Raw genomic sequence first — 13,657 nt, 5'->3', positions numbered from 1 at the left:
TTGTGCTGCGAAGCGCCGCGCGGGCGGCGCGCGCTCTCACAGGCACTGAAAATGTTGTGGCGAGCACCTCGCAGCCCCGCTGCAATACCTGCGCCGTGCCGCAATAAATGCATTGCAGGCTATCAATTCGTGACTGGCCGTTCCCGATCTGCCACGGATGTATTATGGTGGCGTGGTGCGCATATAACAGCAGCCCGAGCAATCGGGCACTTGCAAGACAATGAGGGTGTCATGAGCAACGAAAGCATTAATTGGGACAAGCTGGGTTTCGACTACATCAAGACCGACAAACGCTACCTGTCCGTATGGCGCAATGGCGAGTGGGACAAGGGCACCCTGACCGAAGACAACGTACTGCACATCAGTGAAGGCTCCACTGCCCTGCACTACGGCCAGCAGTGCTTCGAGGGCCTCAAGGCCTACCGTTGCAAGGACGGTTCGATCAACCTGTTCCGCCCGGACCAGAACGCCGCCCGCATGCAGCGCAGCTGCGCCCGCCTGCTGATGCCGCAGGTGCCGACCGATGTATTCATCGAGGCGTGCAAGCAAGTGGTCAAGGCCAACGAGAAGTTCGTGCCACCGCATGGTAAAGGCGCCCTCTACCTGCGCCCGTTCGTGATCGGCACCGGTGACAACATTGGCGTGCGCACCGCCCCCGAGTTCATCTTCTCGATCTTCGCCATCCCGGTTGGCTCGTACTTCAAGGGCGGCATGAAGCCGCACAACTTCCAGATCTCCAGCTTCGACCGCGCAGCCCCGCAAGGCACCGGCGCGGCCAAGGTCGGTGGCAACTACGCCGCCAGCCTGCAGCCGGGTGCAGAAGCGAAGAAAGCCAACTTCGCCGACGCCATCTACCTCGACCCGCTGACCCACACCAAGATCGAGGAAGTCGGTTCGGCCAACTTCTTCGGCATTACCGCCAACAACGAGTTCGTCACCCCGAAATCGGCTTCGGTGCTGCCAGGCATCACCCGCCTGTCGCTGATGGAACTGGCGCAATCGCGCCTGGGCCTGACCGTGATCGAAGGCGATGTGGAAATCAACAAGCTTGACCGTTTCATCGAAGCCGGCGCCTGCGGTACCGCTGCGGTGATCACTCCGATCGGCGGCATCGAGTACAACGGCAAGCTGCACGTGTTCCACGACCTGGAAAAGGTCGGCCCGGTTACCCAGAAGCTCTACAACGAGCTGACCGGTATCCAGAGCGGTGACGTGGAAGCACCGGCTGGCTGGATCGTCAAGGTTGCCTGAGGCACTTTAACGGTTTGAAAAACGGGGCATGCCAGCGATGGCATGCCCCGTTTTTTTATGGGCTGACGCGGTCAACTATAGATGGCACCGGCTGCGCCGGTGTTCGCGGCTAAAGCCGCTCCCACAGGTACAGCGCAAGCCTGAAGCCTGCGCCGTCCCTGTAGGAGCGGCCTTGTGTCGCGAAAGGGCTGCGAAGCAGCCCCAGGATATCCGCACAATGCACAAATCGAGGAGCAGCGCAGGCTGGTAGTTTTCATGCAAGGCGACGCTGCATCAGCAGGTGCCGGGCTTTGTCGAAGGCCCAGTTGTACAGCACGGTGTAGGGCAGGATGATCACGAAGAAGCCCAACTCCACCATGAACGCCTGCAGCAACGAAATTTCCAGCATCCACGCCGCCACCGGCAGGCACCACACCACCAGCCCGGCTTCGAAGCCCAGGCCGTGTGCAAAGCGTGCGCTGGCCTTCCAGTGGATGCGCTCGACCCGCACGTAGCGATCGACCAGCGCGTTGTAGACCATGTTCCACAGCATGGCGATCACCGACAGGGTCACCGCCAGCGCCCCCGCCGTCGCCAGCGACTTGCCCATGATCCAGGACAACAGAGGCGCACACAGCAGCACGGCGAACACTTCATAGCCGACGGCGTGAACCAGGCGTTCGGTGAAAGAGACATTTTTCATTGCAGATTCCATCCAGTGCGTGAGTCGTGCTTCCTATTTTCTTTGATAGAACTGATACTCGCGACATAGCTACCATCGGTTTTATCAATACCATGCGCTACTCACCCGAAGCTCTGGTCGCCTTTGTCGAAGCCGCATCGCTGGGTTCGTTTTCCGCTGCGGCGCGCAAGTTGCGCAAGAGCCAGTCCACCATCAGCATTGCTATCGCCAATTTCGAGGCCGATGTGGGTTGCCCGTTGTTCGAGCGTGGCGGTCGCCACCCCACGCTGAACGAAGCTGGGCGGCAGGTGCTGAGCCATGTCGAGGCGATACTCGATGCCAGCGCCCGGCTTGACGCCCTGGCAGTGCGGCTGGCGGAAAACGTCGAGGCACTGGTCTCGGTGGTGATGTCGGACAGCTACAGCGTGACCTTCCAGGGCGCGGTGATGGCCCGCTTCGCCCAGCACTACCCGCATACCGAGCTGCGCTGCGGCCCGTCGGAAGATGCCGATGTGATCGAGCTGATCCAGCAGGGCCTGGCACACGTCGGCATTCTTGCTACCCAGCCCAGCTACCCCGCTGACGTTGCCGTGGCACGCTTGCCCGAGCAGGCAGAGTTTGGGGTGTACGTGGCCAGCGAGCATCCGCTGGCGGCTTTGCCCCAGGTGCAGACGCAGCACCTGGAGAACGTCCGGCAGCTGTATATCAAGACCTATGCTCCCAGCCTGCACCACGGTCGTGGCCAAGCCTGGTCGGCACCTGACTACCTCACCTTGCTGGAGTTTGCCGTGCGCGGGTTCGGCTGGGCCGAGCTGCCCAGGGCACTGGTGGCACGGTTTGGCAGTGGGCTGGTGGAGTTGCAGGTGGCCGGGTATCCGCGACGGGTAGACATGGACGTGGCCTGGTCGAGCCGGCGCGCGCTCGGGCCGGCAGGGCAGTGGCTAGTGCGGCAGATGTTGGGGCAATAGACTTTTATTGCCGGCAAGATCCTGGGGCTCCTGCGCAGCCCGTCGCGACACAAGGCCGCTCCTACAGAGGGACTAAAGCGAAAAATCCTACAACGTTTTAGGAAGCCCATTGCTCCCCCGCGAAGGCGTTCCTCGCTAGTGTTTTGGCCGTTGCGTCAAATCACTGGAAAGGAACTCCTGATGAGCATCAGCAAAGCCATCCACATCGCCATGCAGGAAGAGATCCCCAACACCTACGGCACCTGCAATGCCTGCGAACGCTCCGGCCTGCCAATTCTACTGCTGCGCGAGGCCTACGCCCCGCGCCCGGATACAGGGCGCCCCTATCGCCTGGCAGACGACAGCGAAATCATCTTCCACCCGATGCACACCGACCAGTTGCGCCTCCTGCGCCAGGGTTATGTCTACGTACTGCTCGACCAGGAAATCTGGCAGGCCTACGAGGTAGCGGCGGAAGGTACCTTGCAGCGCTTTCCGGTGTCGCAGATGCCCTTCGGGCCACCCAGGCCGTTACCCAAGGTATGCGCCACCGAAGGCCACGATGTGATTGCCTCGTTCATCAACATCGATACCCTGCTCTACCGCAAGGCCTGGATCGCCTTCGCCAACGACCCTTGGCCCCGTGCGGTACTCGACCGCTATCGGCAAGGCATCGTCGACAGTGACCCGGGCACCTTCGCCCGCTTCGTCGAAGTGGACCTGAACACCGCACGCAACGACCCTGCCAGCCTCGGCATCGCCATGACCGACAGCTTCCGCTTCGGCCTGGAACAGGTGCTGGAGTTCTCCACCTTTTCCTCTGCCAGGTTTACCAGCGTCCATGGCCTTTACAGCCGCCTGGGCCGCTGGCATGAAACCCGTACTCATGTGCGCAATGTCATCCAGCAGGAACAACTGCCCAATGGCGTGTTGGCGCTGACATTGCCCGACCCGGTCGGCATGGTCATGGAGCTCAACGCGCAACGCGCTGGCTGGGTGCAGGCCCTGCAGGAATGGCGGGCGCAGCCGCAGCGGCACTTCGAATACTTCACCTCGCAAGCACTACTGGGCATCCGCGAATTGCACGCTGCCATGGCGGCCGTGCAAGGTGCCGAGGACGCGCAGCGGGAAGCCCGGCAGATCGAGCAGTGGAACGACAGCCCGATCGCGGCCAAGGCGTATCTGCCGCCGGTGGACATCGACGCGCAGACCGAACGCAACACCGCGCGCAAGCAGCAGGACGCCCGCGAGCGGCTGGAAGAGCGTTACGACGAAAGCGCCCGCGCGGCGTTCCAGGCCGATTACGACCGCGAACTGAAAAACTGGCAGTCGATGATCGACCAGGTTGGCGATCTGTATGCGCGGCACTATGCCAAGCGGGCGTTTCAACAGATCGGCTACTACGACTATGACGCGACCTCCCCTGTTTCGGTGGAGTACTTCATCCAGATGATGGCCGCCTGCCTGGCCGGCGGGCCCACTGAAACCTTGCCGCAGGAGGGTCAGCCGCTCGGGATCACCCAGCATATCTGGCAGCAGCTGCTGGAAGACGACCGCAGTCTGTTGTACCAGGCACTACTGGCCAAGAACCAGAAGCTGATGCAGCAGGTGGCCAGCGCGCTGTCCGGAGACGACTTCGGCAAGGTGTACGACATCATCAAGGGCATCGCCGGTACCGCCGATGGCCAACTGCTGATGATCAAGCCGATACAGGATGCCGTTGGCCAGTTGCTGGCAGCGACCAACAGCGCCGGGAATGCGCTCAGCCAGCACCTGAGTGAACGGACCAAGACCCTGATCGGCCATGTGCATCGCTCGGCGTTTGCCCTGTTTGCCGGGCAGCAGGTGACGCCGCTGCGGGTGTCGCTGACGGTAGGCGAGTACATGAGGCTGCTCAATGAAGCCCTGGAGGCGCGGACCGATGCGTTTCTGCAGCAGGTAGACAAGCAGTTCCGTGATCCCCTGGGTCGCAAGGTGCGGGCCATGGTGCTGAGTGGCGCGATCAATATTGCGGCAACGGGTAACCGTAGCCAGATGATCGAGGTGATGCTCTGGACGTTGGAAAGCGCCGAGAGTTTGCAGGCGCGGCTGGTGCAGTTGCGCGAGGGTGCAGCCGGCGGCGTCGGGGCGCTGGTACGCAATGTTGCGATTGGTGCGGGTACGCTGCGTGCGCAGGTTACGGGTGGTTTGAAGATCAGTTCTACGGCCGCGCAAAGCCTGGCAAGCGATGCGATGCGCAGCCTGCGGGATGCTGCAGCGAGTAGCGGAAGCGTCGGGCTGCTATTTGCCTTGGGCAGCATGTGGTTCCATCAGGACAGCCTGGGCAAGAACTATCGAGCGTTGCAAGAGACGCATCAGGACAACCCGGAGGCGCTTGCGGCGATCTGGTCTTCTTCGCTTGGGTTGTTGGGTGCCAGCGTCGAAGCGGCGGGACTGGTTGTTGCGCTTGTGCGTCCGAAGATACCGTGGCCGGGGACGGTGACAACAGTCTCATTGGGGACCGGTATTGCCAGATTCGGCGCGGGGATTTCTGCGCTTGCTGGTGTCATGGATGCGGCTCAGTACAGGTATGCAAACCTTAGATCCGAGAGAGTGGGAGATGGCTCTGCAGCTCGCCTCTACCGGTTCGCAAGTGCTTCATTCGGGGCCGCAGCATTTGGCGTCTGGGCCGCATTTGGCTCCAGCGCTTTACTTGGGCCGATAGGCATAAGCATCACCTTGGGCATGGCAGCCTATCTGCTTGCAACTTCAGCCAAGCACAAAGAATCATCAGCAACGCAGATTTGGGCCAGAAATGCCAAGTGGGGGTTACCGGAATCACATCGCCAATGGGTGACCAACACCGATATGGACGCGGCCATTGCCGCTCTCAATGCATCCCTCCTCGGTTTGGAGGCGGAGGTCTCGATTCAAATCCAATTCGAAATCAATCACTCCATCCACAAAGAAAATGCGTCAACGATATTTACCAGTGATGGTAATGCGGTCCCGGCAAGCGTCGGCCTGATTTTCTTTATTCGCATTCCAAACTTCAATCAGCACCTGTCGCATTACGAGTGGAGCTTAAGCCTGTACCACGGACCTAGAGGTAGTGAATTAGCTGTACTGTCCGCAGACAATTCGTCGCCGTTGAAACTGCAAGCTCAAGACAGAGCGACCAATAAGCTCTTCTCAAGACCACCCGATATGCAGCCATTCACAAAGGTCGACCCAATGACTAACGCCCTCACCATTCAAGGAGCGTTGCCATTGTCCGACCACCACACCATCCAGGCAATAGAATTCACCCTAAACTTCTGGCCTGACAAAGACGACAAAACAACACTCGCTCAGATTGTATTAATAGAGAATGAGATACGCACCAACAAGAGCAAAAATCAATGAGCCGCCCAAAACTGATCCCACCCTGCACTGGCTGGCAAGAAGACTTGCCATCGCCCTTCGATGCACCGATTCTAGAACCTGGCTTGGCTCCCCATACGCCGAACTTTCAAGATGATATTTACCTCGAGATTTGTCGCTCAGCAATGGCGTATCGTGGGATCGTTTCGATATTGGCACTTATCTTTCTGATTTCGATCATGGTTGACCTTCCTTGGGTGATCAGGCACACGGACCCAACGGACATCGAAAGTGTTCTTCAGGAAATTATCATGCTCTCATTGTCAGCATGGTGCACCGTTGTCCTGTTCCGGGCAGACCTCTCAGCGCCCCGAGACCTGCCCATTCGATTCAACCGGGCCCGTAATAAAATCTACGCCTACAACTTCAAGCATCAATGGTGGAACCCATTCGACAAGGGCAAGGTCGTACCGGTCAGTTACGACTGGCCACAAGTCCGCGCCGAGCGCTGGTCCCAGACCGGCGCACTGCCAAACGGTGGGTTAATTTTCAAATGGGGTGTCACACTCTCCATCGTTGCACCAGGCACAAACAATGTCATCGACCGTTTTCCTCTGGTCACGATGGGCGCCAATGAGCATGCCTGGGCCTACATCTGCACCTACATGCAGGAAGGCCCCTCAGCCCTGCCGCCGCCTGGGGAACCCAAGGATCACAATGATGTGCTCTGGTGTGAGTTCGCCCTGCGCCTGGCACCCAAAGTGAGCTGGCCAGCTGATATGGACCTTGAATCGCGAACCGCACCTTGAACCGGCCACGGCGGATGCGCCCCACTCAATCTCCCGCCGGTACATCCACCACCTTCCAACTGTCATCCGGATCGAAGCGTTTCATCTCCTTGGCCAGCTTGTCACCGTGCGGCCCGAGGTCTTTCTCGAACACCTCGCCGTCATGGCTGATCATGAAACTCATCACCCCGGTGTCATCGTACCTGGCCGGCCAGGCGACCATGGCGAAGCCACGGCTCATCTGGTTGCCGATCAGGTAACTGTAGGCACCGCCAGGGGCGGATGGGCCCTGTGCATCGAGGATACGAAAGTGGTAGCCATACCAGTCGTCGCCAACCCGGTCCTGGCCGAACAGCGGGCCCAGCGGGCTGACCTGGCCATCGCCATCGTCGTCCCAGTACAGCCCGTCATGCTTGCCGGGCTCGCTGAATATCTTCTGCGCGTATTCCAGCGCACCGTTGCCGTTGTGGTCCTGGGTGGCGTACTCCATTTGCGCATCGTGATAGGCCAGCATCGACTGCATGGCACCCAGCTCGTTGCGGCCAATGCGCCGGGCGCGGATTTCGGCGCTGCCGGCCTTGAGGTCGAAACGCCAACCCTGGTCGCCTTTGGTCAACGGAATAGGCAACGTCCAGTGATCACTGCCCACCGCAAGGATGGCCTTGTTTGCACCCGACAGGTTGATGCTGTGCTGCGCGCGGTACTGCGCAAGGAACGTGTCCACATCACTGCGTTGCACACCACCGCGCGGTATGTAGGTACGCCAGTCATCACCCAGCAACCGGGCCAGGCGGGCTTCATCAGGTTTCTCCTCACCCAGCGCCGCAACAAAGGATTCCACCGCCTTCTCCGGTGTCGGGAAGGCTTCCTGCGCAGCGGCCAGGGATGACCATGTCATACCGGCTGCGATTACCAGTGCCGCTATCATTTGTCGGTTCATCGACGGCCACCTCCCCCGCGGCGTGCGGGCGCACTGGGCCGGGAAATCTGGTGCCCGGCGGCACGTGATGCGCTCGGTCGCTGGGCGAACGACTGGCTGGTGCGGCCACGGCTGGCCTGCGCGCTGGTGCGCGAGGGTGAACGCACGCCGTCGAAGGCATTGTTACGCGCCCGGCCGGCGGTATTGGAAGGCCGGTTTTGCGCCAGTTGCCGCCCCTGGCCTTCGCCCTGCCTGCGCTGGTTCACCTGGCTGTTCTGCTGGCGAGCCTGGGTGTTGCGGGTTTCCTGTCGACGGTCGGTTGCCCTGGGGTTGTCGCTACGAGGCTGCATGCGGTTGCCGACCGAATTGCCTGCCTGCGCCTCGCGCATCTGCTGGCGTGCCTGGCGGTTGCTGGTGGCCGGACGTTCGATGCCGGCCCGGTCCATCGACGCCCTGGCCTTGTCCCGCGCCTGGGCGCGCTGGGCGTCATCGCCGCGGAAGGCAGTACGCTGGGTGGCACCGTCCAGCTGGCGACCGTACTGCTGGCGGCTGCGGGAGTCGCGGTACGGCACGCCGTCGCGGTTGGCGGCGTTGTGCTGCCATTTGTTCTGGTTGTTGGTGATGCGGTTGTTGGCGTTGATGTTGTTGTAGCGGTTGACGTCGATGTCGATGTCGTTGTTGCCCCAGTCGCAGTCACCCCACAGCGAGGCAACGATCGCCACGCCGGTACCGAAGGCTAGGCCCGCCACCAGCGCTGAACCGGGGTAGTACATGGGCGGTGGCGGGTAGTACGCCGGCGGCGAAGCCGGGTAGGCCCAGGTGCCGTAGGTGGTGGTCGGGTTGTAAGTGGGCACATACACCACTTGCGGGTCGGACGGCTCGATGATGATGGTGGTGGGCGGGCTGCTGGCCGTAACCACCTGGGTGCTGCTACCGCTGGAGGCCGGTGCCGGTGCCGGGGCGGTCTGCACGGTCACGTTCTGGTACTGGTTGCTCTGCAGGTTGCCGGCGGCCTGGGCCTGGTGACGCAGGCGCTGCACGCCGCCCATGACATCATCGGGCTGTGCGAGGAAGGCGTCGCCCAGCCGCTGCACCCAGACCGGGTCCTGCCCCAGGGTCGCCAGCACCTGCGGGAAGGCCACCAGCGCTTGTACACTTGGGTCCCAGGGCTGGTTCGCCACCTTCTTGACGGCATCGTCGCCGGTGGCCTTGGGGTTGGCCTTGGACCAGGTCACAGCTTCGCTCACCTGCCCCGGGTAAGTGGAGGCCATCAATACCTGTGCCAGCAGCGCATCGGGGTACAGCGCGATGGGTGCCAGCATCTGATCCAGTTGCTCCTGGGTGAACACCGGGTCCTTGGCCGCGACCGAGTCGGTTTGTGGTGCCGGGTCGGGGGCCGGTACATCCTCTGCCAGCACCAGGCCGGGCGTGGCACTCAGATACAGGATCACCGACAGGACCGCTGACAATGGCATGCGCATCGCATCTCTCCGTGAGATCAGGCCGCGTGGGTTAAGGGTAGCAATGGCGCTGCTTTTGGCCAGATACGGGGGCGCAAACTTTTCGCGCTCTAAGGGTGCGGTGGTTGCTGCTTTTGAATCTATATCAGGGCTGGGCTGAGATCTGTAATTGACTGTGCCCGCGAAGAGGCCGGCGCATGCACAAGGCCGTATCCACAGCAAGGCCGTGAGCGCTCCCGCGACATAAAATACTGAGCGGGCAGTGCTCAACCGCCCAAGGCGATGATCGCCACGATCAGTGACGCCCCGACTACCGCCAGAACCACGCCGGTCAACAGGGTGCGGCCACCGGAATAGCGTGCCAGCAGCCAGCCCGCAAGGAAGAGCATGGCCAGGGCGACCAGGTTCGATACACGGATGGCCGTACCGGTGGTCTCGATCAGCAGGAACGGAATGACCATCGGGAAAGTTGCCAGTACCACCAGCAGGAAAGTGGCCAGGGCAGCCTTGAAATCATCCAGCCCCAGGCGTGCCGGCAGCGGGCGGCCAGCATCACGCAGCATGCGCCCGCGCAGCATCTCCAGCCCGTCTTCATCCAGTGCCAGGCCGATGCGCTCTGGCAGCGTATCGGCAATCAGCCTGCGCCCCTGGTTGATATCACCTGCTTGCAGGCGGGCCAGCAAGGTCCGGCTGCGGGTGCGTTCGGTCCAGGTACGCAGCAGGTAGATTACGGCATCGGCCAGGCCCCAGGCCAGGTTGCAGCCGAGCGCGGCAATCAGCATCAGCCGCGCGTCTTCGCGCCCTGCCGTAGCCACGCTCAGCGAGCCGATGAAGGTCATCGCCATCAACAGGCCGAAGATGACTTCGGTGATCCGGTCGATTGGTTCCAGCACGCCCCATTTTCGCGGTTGCTCGTCTTGCCCCATCGCACCCTCCCAGGAACCATCGATAGTCACTATCGAGAATGGCAATTTCTGCCGAACGACATGGCCGAATAACCTAGCTCCATCGACTCGCCGCCCACCACACCGGCCCCTGGAGCTACCTGATGAACACCTTGGCCCGCCTGCTGTCCGCCACCCTTGCCGTCATTGCCATCGCCATCACCAGCGGCTGTGCCAGCCACCCCGAACTGCGTCCCTACACCGCCGAAGAAACCCGTCAACTGCAATTGGAAGCCTTGCAACGCCGTGGCCTGTCGCTGGACGACTACGAGCAGCAACGGCGGGTAATCCAGCGTGCAGGCAACCTGCCCGTGGTGACCGAAGCTGCAGACGCCGACCGTTCGACCAAAGGCTGAATGGGCTAGCCGGCGGTTCCCTCACGTTACCTGCACAGGTATGCTTTACCGCTCAACCGCAAGCCTTCCAGGACGGAGACCATGACCAGGCCCCTTCTGTTGCTGAGTGCTGCACTGCTGTTCAGCCCCATGCTGCTGGCCCAACAGATCAAACGCGAACTGGGCGACTTCGACTTTACACTCGGCACCACCCCCTCACGCAGTATGGCCCAGGGGCTGATATCGCCCAGCGCCATCGGTGCGTTCCACGGTGGCCTCGACTTCAGCCACCCCAGCGGCTGGTACCTTGGCCAGTACGCCCCGAGCATGGGCGTGACGCCCGACTCCACCCTGCGGCTGGACAGTTACCTGGGCTACAAGCACCGGTTCGACAGTAGCCTGGGCTACGAGGTGGGGTTGATCCATTATAGTCAGCCAAACATTGCGGGCCCCGACAGCTATGCCCTGTACGGCGGTGTTTCGGTGCTGGGCAGCCATTTCGGTGGAGCGCTGCGCGACAATCCCGACAACCGCACCGCCACGCTATTCGCCGACTTCGGCCAACTGCCGCTGTTTGATGTCGACCTGAGCGTCAAGCTCGCCCATCACCGCCTGGGTACGCCATTCACCATTGGTGATGGCAGCGAGGTGAATGCCTTTTCCGATTGGTCGCTGGAACTTTCCCGGCCTTGGCTCGGCATCGACCTGAACCTGGTCTACAGCAACTCAAACCTCAGTGGTGGCGGGTGTGATGCGTATTCGGGCATCAACACCTATTGCGACAGCATGGTCACGCTCAAGGCGCAACGCCGTTTCTTTTAACGGCGCGACGCCAGCGCCAGGGCGATACCGCCCAGCACCACCACGCAGGCCACCAGCAAGCGCAACGACAATGGCTCGCCGATCAGGCCAACCCCGCCCAACGCCGCGATCACCGGGACGCTGAGCTGCATGGTCGCCGCCTGCTGCGCGCTGACTTGCCTGACCACGCCGTACCACACGGCATAGCCAGCACCGGACGCCAGCACACCAGAACCCAGCGCATACAGCACGCCGAGCGGGCTCAGGTGCAAGTCGGCGCCCAGCAGCAGCATCGGCGCCAGCAGCACCAGGCACGGCAGGCTCCGGGTGAAATTGCCGGCAGTGTCGGCCAGCGGCCTGGGTGAACCTTTGCCCAGCAGCGTGTAAACGCCCCAGGCCACGCCAGACAGGGCCATCAGCAAGGCACTGGCAAAAGGTGGCGCCGCAGTACCGGGCAACAGCAGCACCAGCAGGCCGACGAAGGCGATCAGCATGCCCAGCAGCATCCGCGCGGTGATTTGTTCGCCTTTGTACCAGGCGAAGCCAAACATGGTGATCTGCACCGCGCCGAACAGCAGCAACGCACCCGCGCCTGCGCCCAGTTGCAGATATGCCGCAGAAAACAGGAACGCGTACAGGAACAGTGCCAGGCCGCCGCGCCAGCTGCCCCCCATGGCAAGCGCGGGTTTGCGCAGGCGGAGCAACAGCAGCAGGAACAATGCGCCACTGGCCAGGCGCACTACGGTGAAGGAGGCTGGGTCGATGGCCCCATCCTTCAGCGCGAGCCGGCAGAATACCGAGTTGGCAGCGAAGGCCACCAGGCTGAAAAGTGCGGGCCAGACCCAGGCCCGGGCCTTGGGGTCGGCAAGCGTGGTGGTGCCGGTGCTCATGGTGTGGTCACCTTTGAGGTCAATTGTTGTTATAGCGGCCATGCTGGTTGGGCCAGCACCGATATACAACATAGTGTTTATCTGCCGCCACCACCGAATCGCCCGGACCTATACAGCCGCCACTGCCTCGATCTCCACCAGCATGCCGTCCAGCGCCAACCGGGGTACCGGTATCAGCGTGCAGGTCGGTTTCATGCTGCGGCCCCAGGCCCTGTCAGCCTCGGCTACCCATTCATGCAGTCGCGTTTCGGAATGCTCGACGATCAGCAGGGTCAGCTTGAACACATGGGCCAAGCTGGCGCCTTTCGACGCCAGGGCAATCTCAAGGTTGGTCAGTGCCTGGCGCGCCTGCTCGGCGAACAGCGGCGACAGCTGCCCGTTGCGGTCCTCCCCGCCCTGGCCGGCGATGAACAACAGGCGGCTGTCGGCATGAACCTCGGCGACATGAGAGTAGGCATTGCCGCTGGGGTCGTACAGGCCTTCGGGGTTGCTCAGCTGGAACGCGGTTGAATGGCTCACGGTAAACCCTCGATCAGTTGGAAGAGGGACGGAGTATCGAACCTTGAGTTAACTCGAGGTCAAGCATGCATCGTAAAAACGGGCTTGCCTGCGTAGGACGTTTCGCACAGCGCGCTGGCTTGCGTGAACCACGCGTTTGTATGCGCGGTGGCTGCCAGGCGCTAGATTGCGAGGCCCGGCATGGAGGCCTGCACGTATCAAGGATAAAGCGATGAGCAAATATGATTTTCAGCTGGCTTATACCATCAAGCCCAAAACCGCACGAGATGAAGACGATGCGGCAAAGGCGCGCCTGCACCTGCGCGAAAAAATTGGCCTGGACACCGTCGAACACATTGAAACCACCTTGCTCGGGTTGATCACTCTCAGCAGCACCACGCTCGCAGACCGCAGGCGCGATGCCGAAAAGCTGCTTCACGATTACATCCATGAAGCGCTCAAGCATCTGTGTGTGCTGTCGACCGTGAAGTTCTACGGTTGCCTGATGGTGGACGGGCTGGGGTCAGCCATTCGCTTCGATATCCTGCCCAAGTGAACATCGACGGCCTCAGGCGCCCCCGCGCCTGAGGCCGTTCTCCATCATTTTTCCTGCAGTACCGCCCTGCCCTTCACCGCCCGAGGCCCGCGCCAGGCCCAGAACAGCAAGCCGGGGAACGGTGCGTAGACCACGAAGACGATCCACAGCATCTTGCGCTCGGCGCGCCGGTCACTGCCGATGATGTGCCAGATGGCCCAGATTTCCAGCAGGATCACAAAGGCCGCGACGATGATCCAGATCGTTCCTATTTCCATGAGCGCTC

14 protein-coding genes are annotated in these 13,657 nt (G+C 61.6%); 7 read left to right on the top strand and 7 right to left on the bottom strand.

The window, feature by feature from the left end:
- Positions 1 to 231: 231 nt before the first annotated feature.
- A complete protein-coding gene (locus tag M1D87_RS12900; RefSeq protein ID WP_013972500.1) occupies positions 232 to 1,251 on the top strand; it encodes a branched-chain amino acid aminotransferase in 1,020 nt (339 codons plus the stop codon).
- 253 nt (positions 1,252 to 1,504) lie between these two features.
- Here M1D87_RS12900 and M1D87_RS12895 read toward each other — a convergent pair whose 3' ends face one another.
- Positions 1,505 to 1,933, bottom strand: a complete 429-nt coding sequence (locus M1D87_RS12895; protein WP_024087038.1) for a multidrug/biocide efflux PACE transporter — start codon at positions 1,931 to 1,933, stop codon at positions 1,505 to 1,507.
- A gap of 92 nt (positions 1,934 to 2,025) precedes the next feature.
- Here M1D87_RS12895 and M1D87_RS12890 point away from each other — a divergent pair, with 92 nt between their 5' ends.
- The 3 genes from M1D87_RS12890 to M1D87_RS12880 all read left to right on the top strand — a co-directional run bounded on the left by M1D87_RS12890 (position 2,026) and on the right by M1D87_RS12880 (position 7,010).
- On the top strand, positions 2,026 to 2,880 hold the full coding sequence (locus M1D87_RS12890; protein ID WP_123085615.1) for a LysR family transcriptional regulator: 855 nt from the start codon (positions 2,026 to 2,028) through the stop codon (positions 2,878 to 2,880).
- Positions 2,881 to 3,060: 180 nt separating this feature from the next.
- On the top strand, positions 3,061 to 6,243 hold the full coding sequence (locus M1D87_RS12885) for a T6SS effector BTH_I2691 family protein (protein WP_461241470.1): 3,183 nt from the start codon (positions 3,061 to 3,063) through the stop codon (positions 6,241 to 6,243).
- On the top strand, positions 6,240 to 7,010 hold the full coding sequence (locus M1D87_RS12880) for a DUF6708 domain-containing protein (RefSeq protein ID WP_232881836.1): 771 nt from the start codon (positions 6,240 to 6,242) through the stop codon (positions 7,008 to 7,010). Before M1D87_RS12885 ends, M1D87_RS12880 begins: the two co-directional genes overlap by 4 nt.
- 25 nt (positions 7,011 to 7,035) lie before the next feature.
- Here the strand turns inward: M1D87_RS12880 and M1D87_RS12875 are convergent, their stop codons facing one another.
- From M1D87_RS12875 to M1D87_RS12865, 3 genes are all read right to left on the bottom strand, one after another.
- On the bottom strand, positions 7,036 to 7,929 hold the full coding sequence (locus M1D87_RS12875; RefSeq protein ID WP_123083679.1) for a DUF2950 domain-containing protein: 894 nt from the start codon (positions 7,927 to 7,929) through the stop codon (positions 7,036 to 7,038).
- Positions 7,926 to 9,389, bottom strand: coding sequence for a DUF3300 domain-containing protein (locus M1D87_RS12870; protein ID WP_123083680.1), 1,464 nt, complete (start codon positions 9,387 to 9,389; stop codon positions 7,926 to 7,928). Before M1D87_RS12870 ends, M1D87_RS12875 begins: the two co-directional genes overlap by 4 nt.
- 245 nt (positions 9,390 to 9,634) lie before the next feature.
- The gene (locus M1D87_RS12865) at positions 9,635 to 10,294 is read right to left on the bottom strand and encodes a VIT1/CCC1 transporter family protein (RefSeq protein ID WP_015270197.1); all 660 of its coding nucleotides are present in this window, start codon (positions 10,292 to 10,294) and stop codon (positions 9,635 to 9,637) included.
- Positions 10,295 to 10,416: 122 nt separating this feature from the next.
- Between M1D87_RS12865 and M1D87_RS12860 the strand changes: the two genes are divergently transcribed.
- Positions 10,417 to 10,668, top strand: a complete 252-nt coding sequence (locus M1D87_RS12860; protein WP_015270196.1) for a hypothetical protein — start codon at positions 10,417 to 10,419, stop codon at positions 10,666 to 10,668.
- Between the two features lie 81 nt (positions 10,669 to 10,749).
- Positions 10,750 to 11,469: a TorF family putative porin gene (locus M1D87_RS12855; RefSeq protein ID WP_123083681.1), complete on the top strand. Its 720-nt coding sequence runs from the start codon at positions 10,750 to 10,752 to the stop codon at positions 11,467 to 11,469.
- On the opposite strand, the gene M1D87_RS12850 is transcribed toward M1D87_RS12855, so the two are convergent.
- Together M1D87_RS12850 and M1D87_RS12845 are read right to left on the bottom strand one after the other, a co-directional pair.
- Complete coding sequence (locus M1D87_RS12850; protein WP_123083682.1) at positions 11,466 to 12,338, bottom strand: DMT family transporter; 873 nt, start codon at positions 12,336 to 12,338, stop codon at positions 11,466 to 11,468. The two genes, M1D87_RS12855 and M1D87_RS12850, sit on opposite strands and share 4 nt — an antisense overlap.
- 108 nt (positions 12,339 to 12,446) lie before the next feature.
- The gene (locus M1D87_RS12845) at positions 12,447 to 12,857 is read right to left on the bottom strand and encodes a RidA family protein (RefSeq protein ID WP_123083683.1); all 411 of its coding nucleotides are present in this window, start codon (positions 12,855 to 12,857) and stop codon (positions 12,447 to 12,449) included.
- Between the two features lie 211 nt (positions 12,858 to 13,068).
- Between M1D87_RS12845 and M1D87_RS12840 the strand changes: the two genes are divergently transcribed.
- Positions 13,069 to 13,392, top strand: a complete 324-nt coding sequence (locus M1D87_RS12840) for a hypothetical protein (protein ID WP_123083684.1) — start codon at positions 13,069 to 13,071, stop codon at positions 13,390 to 13,392.
- A gap of 44 nt (positions 13,393 to 13,436) precedes the next feature.
- On the opposite strand, the gene M1D87_RS12835 is transcribed toward M1D87_RS12840, so the two are convergent.
- A complete protein-coding gene (locus M1D87_RS12835; protein WP_013972488.1) occupies positions 13,437 to 13,649 on the bottom strand; it encodes a PLDc N-terminal domain-containing protein in 213 nt (70 codons plus the stop codon).
- Between the last annotated feature and the right edge of the window lie 8 nt (positions 13,650 to 13,657).

The organism is Pseudomonas sp. SA233 (genome assembly GCF_054792385.1).
The sequence above is the reverse complement of the archived record's forward strand: the minus strand, read 5'-3'. Positions and strand labels throughout refer to the sequence as shown.